This window comes from Filimonas zeae (assembly GCF_014641615.1).
In the GTDB taxonomy this organism is placed as follows: Bacteria; Bacteroidota; Bacteroidia; order Chitinophagales; family Chitinophagaceae; genus Filimonas; species Filimonas zeae.
This window is the reverse complement of sequence record NZ_BMIB01000001.1, coordinates 1658586-1677893: the sequence shown is the minus strand read 5'-3', so window position 1 is coordinate 1677893 and position 19308 is coordinate 1658586. Positions and strand designations below refer to the sequence as shown.

Here is a 19308-nt window from a genome sequence, read left to right as displayed (position 1 = left end):
TAAGGAAATACAATGGAACTCAGCAACAACTTCGAACCTGCACAGGCCGAGCAGAAATGGACCGGTATATGGAAAGACAAGCGTTATTTTAACAGTAAACCCGATGGCCGCAAGGCTTTTACCGTCGTCATCCCTCCTCCCAACGTTACCGGCGTGCTGCACATGGGCCATACCCTGAACGAAACCGTACAGGATATTCTGGTTCGTAAAGCGCGGATGAGTGGTTTTAACGCCTGCTGGGTACCGGGTAGCGACCACGCTTCTATTGCCACCGAAGCTAAGGTGGTACAGATGCTGGAAAAAGAAAAAGGTATTAAAAAGGCCGACCTGAGCCGCGAAGAGTTTTTAAAATATGCCTTTGAGTGGAAAGAAAAGTACGGCGGCATTATTTACAATCAGATTGAAAGACTGGGCTGCAGCGTGGATTGGGACCGGGTAACCTTTACCATGGACGACCACTATTACAAAGCTGTTATTAAAATATTCATTGACTTATATAATAAAGGACTGATTTACCGTGGTGCCCGTATGATTAACTGGGACCCCCGCGCCAAAACAGCCCTGAGTGATGAGGAAGTGATTTATAAAGATGCAGTAGGTAAACTGTATCACGTTAAATACAAGGTGAAGGACAGCGACGAGTATATTACCGTAGCTACGCAGCGCCCCGAAACCATTATGGGCGATACCGCTATCTGCGTGAACCCTGCCGACGAACGTTATGCGCACCTGAAAGGCAAAAAGGTAATTGTACCCATGGTTAACCGCGAAATTCCGGTTATTTATGATGAGTATGTTGACCCTGCTTTTGGTACCGGCGCCCTGAAAGTAACGCCTGCACATGATATTAACGACTACAATCTGGGCCTGAAACACAACCTGGAAGTAATTGATACCCTGAATGCAGATGGTACTTTAAGTGCTGCTGCACAGGTATATGTAGGTAAAGACCGCTTTGAAGCCCGCAAACTGGTTATTGCACAATTAACCGAAGAAGGCCTGCTGGTAAAAGTAGAAGAAAACCCTACGCGTGTAGCCTACAGCGAGCGTAACCCCGATACGGTGGTGGAGCCCCGCATAAGCACCCAGTGGTGGGTAAAAATGAAGGAAATAGCCGAACCTGCCCTGAAAGCAGTAGTAGATGGCGATATACGTATACACCCCGGCGATAAATTTCTGGCCACTTATAAATACTGGCTGGAGAATGTAAAAGACTGGTGTATCAGCCGCCAGCTGTGGTGGGGCCAGCAGATACCTGCCTGGTACGCACCCGATGGTACTTTTGTGGTAGCTGCCAACCGGGAAGAGGCTTTTGAGCAATTCAAAAGTCAAAATTCAAACGTAAAAATAGAGGAGTTAAAACAGGATGAGGATGTATTAGATACCTGGTTTAGCAGCTGGTTATGGCCTACAGAAGTATTTAACGGTATAACACAGCCTGGTAACGAAGAAATTAACTACTACTACCCCACTGCGGTACTGGTAACCGGACAGGATATCATTTTCTTCTGGGTGGCCCGTATGATTATGGCGGGTATGGAGTTTCAGAAGGAAATACCGTTTAAAGACGTGTATTTCACCGGTATGGTACGCGACAAACAAGGCCGTAAAATGAGTAAGCAGCTGGGTAACTCACCCGACCTGCTGGGCCTGATTGATAAATTTGGTGCAGATGCCGTTCGTTATGGTATTATGATCTCTGCCCCTGCCGGTAACGATTTGTTGTTTGATGAGGCAGCACTGGAACAGGGCCGCTTTGTAAACAACAAAATCTGGAACGCTTTAAAGCTGATAAAAGGCTGGGAAGGCAGAGTAGATAAAAATGTAACAGCTGCATCCAGCCGGTTTGCACTGGATTGGTTTGAAAGCCGCTTACAGGAAGTACGCGCAGAAATTGAAAAGCTGTTTACACAGTTCAAGCTGAGCGAAGCACTGAATATGGTAGCCAACTCCCTTATATGGGATGATTTCTGTAGCTGGTATCTGGAGTGGGTGAAGCCAGGTTTTGAACAACCCATTGCAGCGGAAGTATATGAAAAAACAGTTTCTTATTTTGAGCAGCTGCTGCAGTTACTGCATCCGTTTATGCCTTTCATTACAGAAGAAATTTATCATTTACTGAAAGAGCAGCATGACGATTTATGTGTGAAGCAGTTTGCAGAAAACAACTTCCAGCCATCTGCAATACTGGCAGAAGGTGAGTTGCTGAAAAAAGTAATTACTGCTATACGCGATGCCCGTAATAAAAACCAGCTGAAGCCGAAAGATACCATTCAGCTGCATATACAAACAGCCAATGTAACCGGTTATCAGGCTATAGAAACCATACTGGCCAAGCAGGTAAATGCAGAAACAGTAAGTTATGCAACAGATGCCGTTGCCAATACCATAGTTGTGGCCGTAGAGAAAGACAAATTCTTTATTGAAAGCAACCTGGAGGTAGATACTGTTGCGCTGAAAGAACAGTTACTGAAAGACCTGGCTTACCAGCAGGGCTTTTTAGAGAGCGTAATGAAGAAACTGAACAATGAGAAGTTTATGCAGAACGCCAAACCGGAAGTATTAGCCTCTGAACAGAAGAAGAAGGCTGATGCAGAAGCCCGGATTAACACCATACAGGAAAGTCTAAATAATTTATAACCCAAATCAGCCCCTGAATCATGAGCAGGGGCTTTTTCAAATTTCGTATGACTATTATAGACGCTTCGTTAGAGAACATCCCCCAGATTCAAAGAATTGCGTATGCCACATGGCCTGCCACCTACGGAGAAATTTTATCAGAACCGCAGATGCATTACATGCTGGCTACCATGTACAACACAGACGTATTAAAACGTCAGATGGAAGCAGAAGGACATCATTTTGCACTGGCTGAAATTGAAGGTAAAGCAGTTGGCTTTGCAGGCTACTCCCCCACCCCGGAACCGGGCTTATACAAGCTGGATAAGCTGTATGTATTACCCAACATTCAAAAGGAAGGAGCAGGCAAATCACTACTGCAGTATGTAACAGAGCAGGTAAAAACAGCTGGTGGCAGCAGACTGCAACTGAACGTAAACCGTTTTAACAACGCAAAACAGTTTTACGAAAAGAAAGGCTTTCAGGTAATACGTGAAGAAGACAACGACATAGGCAATGGCTTTTTTATGAATGACTACGTAATGGAAATTGCTTTGCAGTAATACTCTACTACTTCTACCGGTTAAGATGGTTAACATTATTCTAACAAAAGAGACTGTATCGAAGGTAGATACAGTCTCTTTTTATTATCACCGTTGCCGTGGCAGCATGGATATACTGAAGTTTATTTGCCGTTTCGCAGGGATTCGGCATCTTGCAACAGAATCCGGTAAAACGGTTGATATCCCCTGTTGGAAACTGCGCAAACACATATAGATGATGCAATACTATTGCGGATTGCCGATGGCGATGAAACAGCTATGCGGCGTTTATATGATGCCTTTTATAAACCACTGCTGTTTTATGCGGAGAGCCTGATTCGTGAACGCGTACCGGCTGAAGATATAGTAATGGTGGCATTTACGCAATATTGGGAACGCCGCCAGGGCTTCCAGGCAATAGCAGCTGTAAAATCTTTCCTGTATACTACCGTGCGCCATGCCTGTTACCGTTATACCAGCCAGCAGGCCACCCGACACCAGCACGTACAGGAAGCACAACAAGCTTCTGCCATAGACAATGACTTTGCAGAAAGCCGCATGGTTATAGCCGAAATGATAGGCAGTATTTACCAGGAAATAGAGCAACTAAACCCCAGATACAGAGAGGTAGTGCGGCTTTTATTTGTGCAGGAACAAAGTATAAAGGAAGCAGCTGCCGCGCTGAATATAAGTGAAGATAACCTGCGCAAAAGAAAAGAGCGGGCCATAGAAATGCTTCGCAACAAGGTGGTAGGTGCTAAAATAGCACAGCTGGCATTGTTCTACCTGCTGGTGCAGCAACGCATGCCCTGGAAAGATTAAAAAAAAAGTCTGGCTTTTTTGTCACAAACTGCTTTCTCATGTCTTTTCATTCATGCAGGCTCCCCTGTAAAGGAATTATCACATGAATGAAACAATAACAGATATCCTTCTTTTGCACCTGAATGGCATTGCTTTAACGGCCAGCCAGGAACAGCAGTTGCAGCAATGGTTAGAGGCCTCCGGTAATAACCGCAATGCACTGCATTTACTGGAAGATCCCGCTTTTCTGCAGCAATCTATTCGCCAATGGGATAGTTATGATGCCAGCCGGCAGGCGGGCTGGGAACGTTTATCAGGTCAGATTTTTTCTAAGAAGCCTGTGACCTTGCTGCGCCGCCTGAGATGGGTGGCCGCTGCTGCCATATTATTACTGGCTGTTGCCGGCACATGGCTGCTGCTTACGCATGAAAAAAGCAGCCCCACACAGCAACCATCTGCCGGCAATGATATTGCACCCGGCACATCCGGCGCCATTCTTACACTGTCTGATGGCCGCAAAATAGTGCTGGACAGCATGGGCAATGGGCAGGTAGCCCTGGAAAACGGCGCTGCTATTCAGCTTCAAAACAACCAGCTCACCTATAACCCATCTGCAATTACCAACTCCCCCCTTCCCACTTTCAACTCGCTCACTACCCCCGCAGGGCATCAGTTTACCCTTGTTTTACCTGATGGAAGCAGGGTGTGGCTGAATGCCGGTAGTTCTATTACCTATCCGGCAGTATTTACAGGTAAGGAACGTAAGGTAATAGTGGCGGGTGAAGTGTATATGGAAGTGGCACAACATAGGGCCAGCCCTTTTATAGTAGATATTGATGGAAAAACAACGGTACAGGTGCTGGGAACAGATTTTAATATTAATTCCTACGCAGATGACGGCTATATAAGAACCACCCTGATAAACGGAAGTATTAAAGTATTGTCTGCAACCGCGCCTGCTGCTGTAATACTTACACCCGGCCAGCAGGCTGCAGTGCGTGCTGCGGTAAAGGAACCCATTGCAGTAGCATCTGCCATTGATGTAAACCGTGTACTGGCCTGGAAAAATGGCTACTTCAGCTTTGATAACCTGAACCTGCGCCAGGTGGCCCTGCAGATAGAAAGATGGTATGATGTACAGGTAATATTTGAAGGCAATACCGGCAACCTGTCACTAACCGGGGAAATGGATAGAGGCGTGAGTTTATCTGGTATTCAACGTTTTTTAAAACAATATGGTTTTACCACCACTTTAAACAACAGAGTTCTTACTATAACAAAAAACTAAATGCCCCCTTACCAGTATGCCCCAATAAAAACCGGAAAGTGTTTGCACCACTTCCCGGCGAATGTTCGGGTAATACATAAAAATAGTCCCACAAGACTGCTTATTAATTAACCAAAACACAAAGCGAAAGTATGACAAAAACTGCTTTTGGCGGATGGCCTGCCCGTGGGGGTAACCATTCTATTCAACCACCTGTGCTATCATGTACCGCAAACAGCGTATGGCCTCATGGTATAATCAGGAAAAAACTGCTGATGGTAATGAAATTAACTGCTATTCTGATGCTGCTGGCGTGTTTGCAGGTAAGTGCTGCCGGGTATTCACAAACCGTTACCCTGTCGGGTAAGGCACTGTCTATTGAACAGGTTTTTAAAGAGGTGAGAAAACAAACCGGCTATTTCTTTCTCTACCCTACCGATGCGTTAAAAAGCGCAAAGCGGGTGAATGTGGCAGCAGTTGATATGCCTGTTAACGAGTTTCTGAAAATGATTTTCAGAGATCAGCCGTTGCATTATTCCATTGAGAGTAAAACAGTAAACGTTTCCTCCTATAATGCCGGTGAACGGTTACCTGAATCTGTTAGCAGCTATTCCTATGCACCCGCTCCTATTCAGGGTATTGTACACGATGCATCTGGTAATGGGCTGGCGGGGGCTTCTGTGTTAAACCGTTCCACCAAAGCTTCGGTTTCTTCCGGTGCCGATGGTTCTTTTACACTGGCTGCTGAGGCCGGGCAACTCTTAATCATCAGCTTTGTAGGTTATGGTACCATTGAGTTGAAACTATTGTCTGCTACTACTGCTGTGGTGGTATCTTCCAACGCAGAGGCTGGCGGCGAAACAGCAGCTATAGGTTTACAAAAAGGGCAAACGCTTACTGCAGGTACAGGTGGTTTTTCTATCGCTTTATCGCCTGCCACCTCGCAGTTGGCGGAAGTGATTGTAAATAAAGGCTATTATACAGATACAAAAAAAACCAGCACCGGCAACGTGTCCAGGGTATCAGGGGAAGAAATAGCACGGCAACCTGTATCCAATCCGCTGGCAGCATTAAGCGGTCGCGTGCCAGGCATGTTCATTGCGCAGCAGTCAGGCGCACCCGGAAGTGCTTTTCAGGTGCAGATTCGTGGTATCAACAGCATTGCAAATGGAAACGACCCGCTTTATGTAATTGACGGGGTGCCCTTTTCCATTGCGCCGGAACTACAGAACAGTAATAACCTGAACCCCGCAGGTGGCAACCCACTCAATCTGATTAACCCCAATGATATCAGCAGCATTGAAGTATTGAAAGATGCGGATGCAACAGCTATTTATGGTAGCAGGGGCGCCAATGGTGTGGTGCTGATTACTACCAGAAAGGGAAAGGCCGGGCAGGCGAAGGTGGATGTTAATTTTTACCAGGGCATAGCCAAAGTAACCAACCAGGTAGAATACCTGAATACAGAACAATACCTGGAGATGCGTAAGGAAGCGTTTAAGAATGACGGAGCAACACCTGATCCGGCTATTGATGTAGATGTGCTGGGTGGCAGTACCTGGAATCCGAACCGCTATACCAACTGGCAGGATCAACTGATTGGCAACACCGCTAAGTATACCAATGCCCAGGCTTCTGTTTCGGGTGGTAGTGAACAAATGCAGTATAAGATAGGTGGTGGCTATCACCGGGAAACAGCAGTGTACCCTGGCGAGAACGCCATGCAGAAAGCATCTATGCATGTGAATTTAGGTGGCGGATCCAGAGATCAGCGGCTGAAGTTCAATTTCTCTGCTTCGTACGTAAACGAAAATACCACGCTGCCTGTTACAGACCCGGTATCAATAATGTCGTACCTGGCGCCCAACGCGCCACAGGCTTTTACTGAAGACGGCCTGTTGAACTGGGCAGATGGCACCTGGTTAAAAGGCAACCCCTATGCTTTTCTGTTACAGCCTTTTAAAGGGCATACCACTAACCTGCTGAGTAACCTGATGATCAGTTACCATATTACCAAAGGGCTCGATTTTAAAACCAGTTTAGGTTACACCAATATAAACATAGACCAGCGCAGGCTTATTCCCTTCTCTACCATTGATCCGCTGAAAGGGGAAACCTCCGGGTCAGCCAGTTTCAACAATTCCGATACCAGATCATGGATAGCAGAGCCGCAGGTTGACTATAAAATAAATATTGGTAAAGGAAAACTATCTGCCCTGGCCGGACTAAGCTTTCAGCAAAGCCATAACCAGGGTAAGCGTATAGGCGCCAGGGGCTTCAGCTCCGACTTATTACTGGAAAATATGCAGGCTGCCTCTCTCATTACAGTGGACAGGCTAACAGATATCTTTTATAAATACAATGCAGGATATGGCCGCCTTAACTATGCCTATGCAGACAAATACATATTTAACTTAACCGCCCGCCGCGATGGAAGCAGCCGCTTTGGCCCGGGCAAACAGTTTGCTAACTTTTATGCAGCTGGTGCCGCCTGGGTATTTTCGGCTGAAAACTGGGTGCAGGAGCAATTGCCTTTTGTAAGTTTTGGTAAACTGCGTGCCAGTTATGGTACTTCCGGTAACGACCAGGTAGCAGATTACAGTTATCTGGATCGTTATAACTCTACTGTAAACACCTATGGTGGGTCACAAGGCTTATATCCGGTTAACTTCTTCAACCCCATGCTGGCCTGGGAACAGAATAAAAAGCTGGAAGCTGCATTGGAACTGGGTTTTCTGAAAGACCGGATTAGCTTTTCGGCCAGCTGGTACAGAAACCGCTCCGGCAATCAATTGGTGCAGTCGCCATTATCAGTGGTAACAGGCTTTGGTTCCATTGCAGAAAACCTGCCCGCAGTAGTAGAAAACAAGGGGCTGGAATTTACCCTTAATACGGTAAATATCAACAACGCCGCCTTCCGGTGGAGCTCTTCTTTCAATATCACCTTCCCCCGTAACAAGCTGGTGTCGTTTCCCAACTTTGAAGCATCCAGCTATAGTGAACAGCTGACTATTGGCCAGCCCCTTACGGCGTACAAAGCATACCGCTATGCCGGTGTTGACCCACAAACCGGACTTTTTCAGTTTATGGGTGCCGATGGTAAGCCTACCATAAGTCCGATACCATTGGTAGATAATATCAGCCTGCTGGACTTTGGCCCCAGGTTTTATGGCGGCCTGCAGAACAATATCAGTTACGCCAATTTCAAACTCGACTTTCTGTTTCAGTTTGTGAAGCAAAAGGGTATGAATTATTATTACGAACATGTGGAGGGGTTGCCAGGTACTTTCAGTGCCAACCAACCCGTAGACGTGTTAAATCGCTGGCAGAAAGAGGGCGATGTAGCCAGATTTCAGCGCTACAACCAGGACTATAGTACCATTGAATCTTCCAACAACGCGGTAAACAGCGATCTGCAATATGGTGATGCTTCTTATATAAGGTTGAAGAATGTTTCCTTATCGTATAGTTTACCCGCAAGCTGGATAACCCGCGCGCGTCTGCAACAGGCAAGAATATACTTTCAGGGGCAGAATCTGCTGACTATTACCCGTTACCGAGGCTACGATCCTGAAAACAGAAATTACCTGGTACTGCCACCCTTAAAAGTATTTACGCTGGGGGCTCAATTCACTTTTTAAAACAGATTACCATGTTCGCATTTACATATACCCGGAACAAGAAATCAGTAATAGCCACGCTACTGTTATCCTATATAGGTTTTGCAGCCTGTAAGCAGGCAGTGGAAGTGCCGGCACCTACCAGCAGCCTGGTAGGATCGGCCGTGTTCTCCGATAATAAAACCGCTACCGCTGTAATGACGGGGCTATATAATACCATGCATTCGCCCGCCAATATATCAGACGGCACCTGGAGCATTGGAAAGTATATGGCTACCGCTGCCGATGAGTTACACAATCATTTTATTGGTGTAGCGGCTACTCAGTTTTATAAGAATGATCTTTCCTCTAATCCGGGCACTTATTTCTGGGAACACTTCTTCAAGTTTATTTATATAGCCAATTCCACGCTGGAAGGTGTTGAAAAGTCTGCTTCGTTAAAACCCGCCGTGCAGCAGCAGTTAAAAGGAGAGGCCAGATTTATGCGGGCATTCATTAATTTTTATGCGGTGAATTTATACGGTACCATACCTATTGTTACGGGCACTGATTATACCATCAACAACAAACTCCCGCGCAGCTCTTCACAAGAAGTGTATAAATTTATTATAGATGATCTGCTTGCTGCGCAGCAGCTACTTACTAATGAATACCTGAGTGCTGCCAACCTGCCAACAAGCGAAAAGATAAGGCCCAATAAAGCAGCAGCTACTGCCCTGCTGGCGCGTGTATATCTTTATCTGAACGATTGGAAAAACGCCGGGTTGCAGGCGACCGCACTGATTAACAATACAGGTTATGGCCTGCCACCATTAAATTCGGTGTTTTTGAAAAACAGCCAGGAAGCCATCTGGCAGCTGGCCAGTGCCAGCCCTGTTTTTACCAATACCATGGATGGTTTTTATTATACGCTTAAAATGGCCCCCGGCATTTCTAATCACAATAGTATGACCGATTGGCTGTTTAATGCCTTTGAAGCGGGTGACGCACGCAAAACAGGCTGGGTAGGCAGCCTCACCGCAGGTGGCACTACCTATCGCTTTGCATCCAAATACAAGAACAGTGAAAGAAGTTCAGCTGTAACGGAATACTTTATGGTATTCCGGCTTGCCGAGCAATACCTGATTCGCGCTGAAGCATTGGCGCAACAGGGTATTGCTACTGCAGTGGATGATCTGGATAAAATCCGCAACCGGGCAGGTTTGGGTAACTACAACGGCGCAATGGATAAGGCTTCTTTGTTAAAAGCCATTCAGCATGAGCGACAGGTAGAGTTATTTACCGAATGGGGGCACCGCTGGTTTGATTTGAAACGTACCGGCGCATTGAATGCGCTGATGGCAGGCACCACAGGCATCACTGCCCTGAAAGGCGGACAATGGAATTTAAATGACACCATTCTTCCCCTGCCACTTACAGAAGTGACCATTAACCCCAGGCTGGGCCAGAACAAAGGCTATTAATAAACATCATTAAAAGAAAGTTATGCGATTTCTGATAAGCGGCTGCCTGTTATTACTGTGCATCACAGGTATCGCGCAGCCCCACACTTTTACGTTAAAAGGAAAGATAGGCTCGCTGGAAGCTCCCGCGAAATTGTATCTGCGCTACTCCATCAATAAAACACCTCATATAGATTCTGTTACGCTGAAACGGGGTGTATTCCAGTTCACCGGAAAAACAGATGACCCGGTACCGGCTTCCCTCCTTCTTTCCAGAAATGGTAAACCTATACAATGGCCATACGATGAGCTGATGTTTTATATTGATGCAGGTACACTGCTCATTAATAGCCGCGACTCTATAAAAAATGCTATTGTAGCCGGCTCCACGGTTAACGAAGAATTCCGGCAGTATAATAGGCTGATGGCATCCATACAATCAGGCGAATCGCCTTACCAGACATTGAAGCACGAGGCAGCAGCTGTTAACCGGAAATTTGTTATAGAGCATCCAGCCTCACTCATCAGTCTTACCGCCATTCGTTTTATGAGTAATGATGCGGATACGTTACCGGTTTTCGATTCTTTGCTGGTACTCTTTAATGGACTGGACAAACAACTGCAGGCCGGTAAAAAAGGACAGGAACTTTATGCCTCCCTGCAAAAGAAAAGAAGATTATTGCCCGGAATGACGGCACCCGACTTCCTTCAGCCGGATAGCACCGGAAAGCCCTTCAGCTTGTCTTCGCTGCGGGGGCGTTATGTATTACTCGATTTCTGGGCTTCCTGGTGTAAGCCATGCCGCGCCGCTAATAAGGAGCTTGTAAAATTGTACGCAAAATACCAGGGTAAAAACTTCACCATGCTGGGGGTATCTGTAGATACAAAACGTGATGCCTGGTTAAAAGCAGTCAGCGACGATCAGCTGCCATGGTTACAGCTTTGCGATCTGCAAAAGGATAATGCCGCTGCAATACTTTACCAGATTTATGGCGTTCCAACAACCTATTTACTTGACCCTTCCGGCACTATCATCGCCAGGAATATTCATGGAAAGGCGTTAGAGGAAATGCTGGCGCAGTTACCGCTTATGTAATTGATAAAAGAGAGGGTATTTTCTATGTTATAAAAACAAGGAAATGCCCTCTTATTCCGCTTTCAAACTTTTTACAGGATTAGCAATAGCCGCTTTAGCGCTATAAGCGCTTATTAATGTAAACGCCATAGCAGCTACAGATATTAATACCCACAGGTAGGGGAAAATGTTTTGCTGAATACGATAGGCAAAGGTTTGTAAAAAATGTTCTGTAGCCATGTAAGCAAGCGGCCAGGCTATCAGGTTGGCAATAACGATTAACCAGGAATATTCTTTCAGAAAAAGTGAGATGATGCTTATCACATCTGCACCCAATACTTTCCTTACGGCAATTTCCTTCTTCCGTTTATTGAGTGTAAATACCATTACGCCCAGTACCCCCAGCAGCACTATTATCAGATTGAGTACGGTAGCCACATCCGCCGCCGTTTTTAGCTGTAGTTCAGATTTATAAATGGCAGCAAACTTCTCATCCATAAAAGAATAATCAAAAGGCGCATTGGGTAACATGGCACGCCAGCGTGCTTTTATATGCTCCATGGTTTGCGCAATATTGTCTGTGTTCAGCTTTACCACAAGAAACCGATATGACATTCCATATTTTACATGACTAAAACCCACCGGCCCTATCTTTTCCTGCATGGACGAAAAATGATAATCTCCAATTACACCGCTAATGGTAGCCGGCCCACCTAATGTTTTAATTTGTGTACCCACTGCATTTTCATTGTTTAGCCCCAGTTGCTTAACAGCGGCCTCATTCAGAACCATACCACCTCCGCTGGCATCGAAGAAAGAACCTGCTTTCATTTTTATACCAAAGGCTTTTGCATAATCCTCATCTGCATTGGAAATGGGCAGATTCAGTTGCTTTTTAGTTCCGGCACTTCCGGGTGGAAACAATACTATTCTGCCAAACGGTGTGGTTTCAGGCAAATCAAAGGCTAACGAAATGTTTTGTACAGCCGGTATTTGCAGCAGGTCTTTTTTAATAGTCTGCATTTTTAGTAATCCGGCACTATCCCACTGTTTAGGAAATGCAGATACTACCAGCAATTGCTCCTTACTATAACCCAGATCTTTATGAAACAGGTAAGACACTTGTTTAGACAGGTTTAACGCGCAAATAAACACCAGTATGGCCAGCGAAAACTGCACCACCACCAATGCACGTTTTAGCCCCAGCCCGCCTTTTGCATGCTCCGTTTTGCCTTTTACCGCCCGGATAAGGTTGGTGCCGCTTAATACAAATGCCGGATAAATACCGGCCAGCAAACCAATAGCTGCCACAAGCCCCACCAGCTGCATAATATTGGTAACAGTTAACTGCCACACCGGTTTAAGCGTGGTATTGAGCACCTTTGAAAATACAGGAGCCAGTAGCTGATAAAGTAACAGGGATAAAACCGCAGCAATAACGCTAAGTATCAGTGCTTCCAGCAGAAACTGCATTACCACCTGCTTTCTGGCACTGCCAAATGTTTTACGCAAGCCAATTTCCTTTAAGCGGGAAACAGATGTGCCTATATTGATGTTTACATAATTGATGATAACCATTAACAATATAAACACGGCTATTGCAGACAGAATGGTAATCATTTTTTTAACGGCACCATTGTTATCGGTAAGATAAAAATCTTTAACCGGTACGGTGTTAGCCCATAAATTTTTCCATACAAAATCTGATGAATGTTTTTTCAGAAGCTGGTTCAATGCCTTATTCACCGCCTTCACCTGAACACCCGGCTGTAATTCTATAAAACTTATCAGGTTCAGGTCATCCCAGCCCTGAGAAGGATCCCCCATTGCAAAATACCGGTTACCTGTAGTAGGTACATACACACTATAGGTTTCACTCATCAGATGCGTAACTGTGTTATAAGGTATATCTTTCAATACGGCAGATACCATATATTCCTGGGTAACACCAGCTACCGTTGTTTGAATGCTAAGCCTTTTACCAATAGCATTGGTTGTACCATATAACTTTTCAGCAAACTTTGCCGTAATTACCGCAGCGTTGTTACTGGTAAAAGCATTGTTTTTATCGCCATGCAGCAGCGGAAAACCATACATAGATACCAATGTGGTATCGCAGATAGCAATATTCTCCTTAAAATGTTTGTCGCCATTGGATACTACATTGGTAACAGGATTATACCGGAAGTAGTTAGCCACCAGTTGTGGATACGCTTCCTTTATAGCTTTAGCCCACGGTGAAATGGTTACTATTTCGGAACCCAGATCTTTTTCCTTCCAGGCGGTTTTAATGTAAAACTGACGATCGGCATGGCGCAGCTTACTGTTTACCCCCTGCTGATTCAGCACGTATGCGCCGATAATGATGGAAAAGGTTATGCCAATGGAAAGGCATAATATATTAATGGCAGAAAACAGCTTATGCTTTGCAAAATGGCGGAAAGCAATGAGAACATAATTTCTGAACATAACGCTTATTGTAAAGATGATTACTACAACAGTAATACTTGCCCCAACAGATATGCCAGGGTAGCAACTGTTTATTAGTAAGCGTTATGAAGGTGGCAGCAATACGCAGGTGTACGAAAACGGACAGTTTTTGTACGGTATTGACCTGATGCCTGCCTTAGCCGGAACGGCGGCAACAGGCATTAGCCTCTTAAAACAATACTATGCACCGGGTTTGTCCGAATGCCCCAGTGGTTTATCGGGGCAGGCAACATCGCGTACCAGCTGCTTTAACTCTTTGGTTTCCGGAAAACGCCCTTGCTGTTTGCGATCGAATACCAGCTGATCATCCACCGTAATAGAAAACCGTCCGTTGATTTCAGCAGGCTTTATCAGCACCCCACCCAGTTCTTCCTGAAAGGTGGTTAACAACTCCTGGGCTAAATAAGCGGCCCGCAACAGCCAGCCGCATTTAGGGCAATATTCTATAGTAACTACAGGTTTGGACATACTAAACAGATTGTGTTATTCCGTAATGGCATTGTTCCAGTTATCGGTACGGAAAGGTACTACAGGTAAGCCTTCTGCATTAAATATATTACCCACCGCTGCATTGCTGAATCCGAACCGGAAAGCTACCGGATGCGGTACGCCCGGTGCAGAAACAATAAGATGATCGTCTTCTGCCTTTACGGTAGCCCGCACAAAACGCCGGTCGGCCCCCGCTATATAACATTCTTTCGCCGCGCCCCCTTTAATTACAAGTCCATTTTCAGCATGTGAAAAATACACCATCAGTTTATCTTTTACCACGGCTGCTTTGCTGAAAACGGGGCTGTAACAGTTGCCTGCCTGCTGGTGATACACTTCTGTTAAAGCCAGTGCGGCCAACCGGTTGCCTACCGCGCGTTTTTGTTTGGGGTGTATATCGGTAACCGTATCTACCAGATCGGTAGTAACCACCATGCCTACACCCGGCAGCGATAAGGTTGCTGCCTGCTGCTCGCGCAATAATGCTGCGGCTTCTTTACCGCCGTAATTAAAAGGCGCTATTTGTACATAATAAAAAGGAAACTGTTTATTCCATGCCCTGCGCCAGCTGTTAATCATAGTAGCAAACAATTGGTGGTAATCGCCCCTGGCATCAACATTCCCTTCGCCCTGGTACCAGATTACACCGGCAATATCCATTTGCAGTAACGGGGCAATCATGGCATTATAACAGGCACCTGGTGTTACGGGCCACCACGGGTGCTGCTGCAGTCTTTTATTGGCAGCATCCAGATCGGGATTGTTCTGTACCAGTTCAGCAGGCGTCCACACATCGGCAGAGGTGCCTCCCCAGCTTACGTTAATAAGCCCCACCGGAACATTCAGTTTCTGGTGCAACATTTTACCAAAGAAATAGCCGGTAGCACTGAAGTTTTTCAACGTGGCCTCATCACACTCTTTCCAGCTGCCGGTAATGTTATCCTGCGGATAAGCTGCCGTGGCACGGGGCGACTGAAAAAAGCGGATTTTGCTATTGGCGGCAGTGGGTAATTCAGCATTGATCTCCGGCAGGGCGTCTGGCCCCCAGGAAGCACTCATTTCCATATTCGACTGGCCGGAGCAAACCCATACCTCGCCAATCATAATGTTTTGCAGTTCTATGGTATTGCCCGCCTGAATGGTAATGGTATAAGGGCCACCAGCCACAGGTGTAGGTATGGCTATAGACCATTTGGCATCCCGGCTGGCTATGGCAGAGTCTTTCCGGTTATTCCAGGAGGTGGTAACATACACTTTATCGGTAGGGTTTGCCCACCCCCATAAATGTGCATTACTCTGTTGTTGCAGTACCATGTTACTGGATATAAGGGCGGGAAGGCGAACCTCCGCATACAAGGTATTGGCCAGCATTCCGGCCATAAGGCAAAGCAAAATCCTTTTCATATATATTGGTTACACTAACAAAAAGCCAATCTACTATGGATTAGCCAATCTGTATGATATTATTTTAGCAATCCACTATACTCAATCAGCAACATTGGCAGCATCGGGCAACTTTACCCAGAATACGGTACCTTCTTCTGCCAGCGACCGGAAAGCAATAGAACCGCCATGTGCCTCTACTATTTGCCTGCAGATAGCCAGGCCCAGACCAAATGACTGCTCACCACCAGTGCCGGTTTGTTGCACACGGTGCACGTTGTCGAATATATAAGGCTGCTTTTCAGCAGGAATACCGATGCCCTTGTCCGTTACCGATAAAGTAATCCAACCTGGTGTCTGTTCTGCTCCTACCACCACCATACCTCCGGGAAAGCTGAACTTGATGGCATTTGACAGCAGGTTTTCCATTACCCGTATCAGCTGCCACTTGTTGGCGTACACACCGGTACCAGCCTGGGGCAATTGATAACGGATAGTAATGGCTTTTTCTGCTGCTTTGTGCTGTAGTGGTACTACCACCAGTTGTAACAGTTCACCCACATCTACCGCTGCCTTTTCGGCTACCCGTTTCGGCTCAGCATACTGGTGTGCATTCAGTAACTCCTGCATTTGTTTTAACGACCGGTTGGCGGTGGAGGCTATTACGGATAGCAGATCGTTACGCTCCTGCTCATCCGCTACCCCGCCCTCCAGCATGGTATTGGTAAGTGCTTCAATGCCGCTGAGCGGATTACGCAGATCGTGCGCAAGGGTAAAAAGGATTTTCTGGCGCGATTCGCTCAGTAGTTTCAGATCTTTATTATTCTGTTCCAACTCCTGCTTCTGAACCAGTAATAGCACCTGCTGCTGTTCCAGCAGCTTTTTATGTGCTTCTACCTGCTTGTGGTATTTGAGATAAATGCCCCTGAAATAATACAGGCCTGCGGTTAACAGCAACAGACAGTTGGCAATAGTACTTACCACTCTTAATACCATTGCTTTATCCTTGTGTACCTGCATATTTTCCCGGTATTGCAGGTAACAAAAAGCAGCCGTTACGCCCAATAGAATTAACAGGTACTGCCATCCCTTATCTACCAGTACCAGGCTACAGATAACGGTGAGCAGCAGGGCAAACTCCATTCCGTTGTGAAAAAACAATGCCTCCAGAAAAAAGATAACCGCACTGGTTGCTATAAAAATTAACCGCCATTGCAGATAACGCCCTTTAAGGTTAAGAATAATTACCGCCAGATAACAGATTACATTGGCCATGTTGAGGATGGACAAACCCGGCCGTTCCGCCAGATTCAGCAGTGCAAAAAAAGTAATGGGCAGCACCGAAGGAAGAATCATAATATTCAGTAAATGAATCTTCTGCTTTTCAAAAAAAGACATTTCCGGACGAACGCCTATGTGCAGGAATTTTGCGGTGAGGGCTCCTATAGAATGAAAAATTGCACGCAGGTTGGTCATGGCTTTGCAAATGTACTGATAACACGTATTACGGCCATATTCACTAATGTACCAGCTGGTGCGTTTGTTTAATAATGCCCATAACAAACACGCTTTGCAAATGGCCCATATTATCTACCTGGCTCAGTTTGTTTACATGAAAATCGTAATAGGCATCCATATTTTCGGCTACCACCTTCAGCATAAAATCAAACTCGCCCGAAATATTATAACATTCTATTACCTCCTGCATCTCCTGAATGTCTTTAATAAACCGGGCCCCGGCGCGGCGGTTATGCTGCTTCAGCGATACATAACAGATAACCATAAGGCCTTTTTTAACCTTGGCATGGTCTACCAGGGTGGCATATTGCTTAATTACCCCCGTTTCTTCCATACGGCGGATGCGTTCGTGTACCGGGGTGGTGCTCAGGTGTACCTGTTCGGCTATTTCCCGCACGGTAATGCGTGCATTCTGCTGCAGTAATTTCAGAATAGCCATGTCTTTGGCATCCAGTGCCGGAAAGGGCATAGCATTTTGTTCTTTTTCAACTTCTTTAGCCGCCATTTATCCTGAATTTGTTCTGCAAAGCAACGCTTTTTTATTCTTTTCTCCTGTTTTTGCAGTTATGTTCCTTATTTTATCCTGCTTGTGTACATTTGCGGCATAAATACATAATTATGTCTACAAGCGTACAAAAGATTGACCTGAGCCTTCCCTATAAGGTGGCCGACATCAGCCTGGCTGAATGGGGTCGTAAAGAGATCAGGCTGGCTGAGGCTGAAATGCCGGGCCTTATGTCCCTGCGTGCAGAATATGGCGCTTCCCAACCTCTGAAAGGTGCCCGTGTTGCCGGCTGTTTACACATGACTATTCAAACCGCTGTACTGATTGAAACCCTGATTGCCCTGGGTGCTGAAGTACGCTGGAGCTCTTGTAATATCTTCTCTACACAGGATCATGCTGCTGCTGCTATTGCTGCTGCAGGTATTGGTGTTTTTGCCTGGAAAGGACAAACACAGGAAGAAGCAGATTGGTGTATTGAACAAACCCTGTTCTTTGGCGGTACAGACAAGCCATTGAACATGATTCTGGATGATGGTGGCGACTTAACCAACATCGTTTTCGACAAATATCCTGAGCTGATTCAGAATATTAAAGGCTTAAGCGAAGAAACCACTACCGGTGTACACCGCTTATACGAAAGAATGGCAAAAGGTACTTTACCTATTCCTGCCATTAACGTAAACGACTCTGTTACCAAGAGCAAATTTGATAATAAATACGGTTGTAAAGAATCGCTGGTGGATTCTATCCGCCGCGCTACCGACGTAATGATGGCTGGTAAAGTAGCAGCTGTTGCCGGTTACGGTGATGTGGGTAAAGGTTCTGCCGCTTCTTTACAAGGTGCAGGTTGCCGCGTAATTGTTACTGAAATTGATCCCATCTGTGCTTTACAGGCAGCTATGGACGGTTTTGAAGTGAAGAAAATGGTGGATGCTGTTAAAGAAGCCGATATTGTAGTTACTACTACCGGTTGCCGCGACATTATTACCGGCGAGCACTTTAAACTGATGAAGGATAAAGCTATCGTTTGTAACATCGGCCACTTTGATATCGAAATTGATATGGCATGGCTGAACAAAAACTATGGTAATACCAAAGATACTATTAAGCCACAGGTGGATATTTACAATGTAGATGGTAAAGACATCATCATCCTGGCTGAAGGCCGCCTGGTTAACCTGGGTTGCGCTACCGGTCACCCATCTTTTGTAATGAGTAACTCTTTCACCAACCAGACACTGGCTCAGATAGAACTGTGGACTAACCACAAAAACTACGAGAACAAAGTGTATGTGTTACCTAAACACCTGGACGAGAAAGTAGCCCGTTTACACCTGGCAAAAATTGGCGTGGTACTGGACGAGCTTACTACCGCACAGGCTGAATACCTGGGTATACCTCAGTATGGTCCGTTTAAGGCTGAGCATTACAGATACTAGTTGGGAGTTTGAAGTTGGGAATTATATTCCTGGCTTACTATAATAAAAAGGGAAGCAGTTTGCAAACAACTGCTTCCCTTTTTATTTATCCTTTTCAGCAAAAAGCTGACTCTCACCT

General features: G+C 45.7%; 13 protein-coding genes. 8 read left to right on the top strand and 5 right to left on the bottom strand.

What is annotated here, in order from left to right; all coding sequences use genetic code 11:
* Positions 1-12 precede the first annotated feature (12 nt).
* The 7 genes from IEY13_RS06720 to IEY13_RS06690 all read left to right on the top strand — a co-directional run bounded on the left by IEY13_RS06720 (position 13) and on the right by IEY13_RS06690 (position 11387).
* On the top strand, positions 13-2640 hold the full coding sequence (locus IEY13_RS06720) for a valine--tRNA ligase (protein ID WP_188951159.1): 2628 nt from the start codon (positions 13-15) through the stop codon (positions 2638-2640).
* 47 nt (positions 2641-2687) lie between these two features.
* Positions 2688-3182, top strand: a complete 495-nt coding sequence (locus IEY13_RS06715) for a GNAT family N-acetyltransferase (protein ID WP_188951158.1) — start codon at positions 2688-2690, stop codon at positions 3180-3182.
* A gap of 189 nt (positions 3183-3371) precedes the next feature.
* Positions 3372-3983 (top strand): RNA polymerase sigma factor, encoded by a 612-nt coding sequence (locus IEY13_RS06710; protein WP_188951157.1) that lies wholly within the window; start codon positions 3372-3374, stop codon positions 3981-3983.
* A gap of 82 nt (positions 3984-4065) precedes the next feature.
* A complete protein-coding gene (locus IEY13_RS06705; protein WP_188951156.1) occupies positions 4066-5250 on the top strand; it encodes a FecR family protein in 1185 nt (394 codons plus the stop codon).
* A 254-nt stretch (positions 5251-5504) separates the two neighbouring features.
* The gene (locus tag IEY13_RS06700; protein WP_188951155.1) at positions 5505-8870 is read left to right on the top strand and encodes a SusC/RagA family TonB-linked outer membrane protein; all 3366 of its coding nucleotides are present in this window, start codon (positions 5505-5507) and stop codon (positions 8868-8870) included.
* A gap of 11 nt (positions 8871-8881) precedes the next feature.
* On the top strand, positions 8882-10312 hold the full coding sequence (locus IEY13_RS06695) for a RagB/SusD family nutrient uptake outer membrane protein (RefSeq protein ID WP_188951154.1): 1431 nt from the start codon (positions 8882-8884) through the stop codon (positions 10310-10312).
* Between the two features lie 22 nt (positions 10313-10334).
* Positions 10335-11387: a TlpA disulfide reductase family protein gene (locus IEY13_RS06690; RefSeq protein ID WP_188951153.1), complete on the top strand. Its 1053-nt coding sequence runs from the start codon at positions 10335-10337 to the stop codon at positions 11385-11387.
* A gap of 51 nt (positions 11388-11438) precedes the next feature.
* Here IEY13_RS06690 and IEY13_RS06685 read toward each other — a convergent pair whose 3' ends face one another.
* From IEY13_RS06685 to IEY13_RS06665, 5 genes are all read right to left on the bottom strand, one after another.
* The gene (locus tag IEY13_RS06685) at positions 11439-13835 is read right to left on the bottom strand and encodes an ABC transporter permease (protein ID WP_188951152.1); all 2397 of its coding nucleotides are present in this window, start codon (positions 13833-13835) and stop codon (positions 11439-11441) included.
* Positions 13836-14036: 201 nt separating this feature from the next.
* On the bottom strand, positions 14037-14324 hold the full coding sequence (locus tag IEY13_RS06680) for an Rdx family protein (RefSeq protein WP_188951151.1): 288 nt from the start codon (positions 14322-14324) through the stop codon (positions 14037-14039).
* A gap of 15 nt (positions 14325-14339) precedes the next feature.
* Positions 14340-15749: a sialate O-acetylesterase gene (locus tag IEY13_RS06675; RefSeq protein ID WP_188951150.1), complete on the bottom strand. Its 1410-nt coding sequence runs from the start codon at positions 15747-15749 to the stop codon at positions 14340-14342.
* Between the two features lie 81 nt (positions 15750-15830).
* A complete protein-coding gene (locus IEY13_RS06670; protein WP_188951149.1) occupies positions 15831-17291 on the bottom strand; it encodes a sensor histidine kinase in 1461 nt (486 codons plus the stop codon).
* Positions 17248-17751: an Lrp/AsnC family transcriptional regulator gene (locus tag IEY13_RS06665; protein ID WP_188951148.1), complete on the bottom strand. Its 504-nt coding sequence runs from the start codon at positions 17749-17751 to the stop codon at positions 17248-17250. The genes IEY13_RS06670 and IEY13_RS06665 overlap by 44 nt, the downstream gene beginning before the upstream one ends.
* Before the next feature lie 113 nt (positions 17752-17864).
* On the opposite strand from IEY13_RS06665, the gene ahcY reads away from it, so the two are divergent.
* Positions 17865-19190, top strand: a complete 1326-nt coding sequence (gene ahcY, locus IEY13_RS06660) for an adenosylhomocysteinase (protein ID WP_188951147.1) — start codon at positions 17865-17867, stop codon at positions 19188-19190.
* Positions 19191-19308 lie beyond the last annotated feature (118 nt).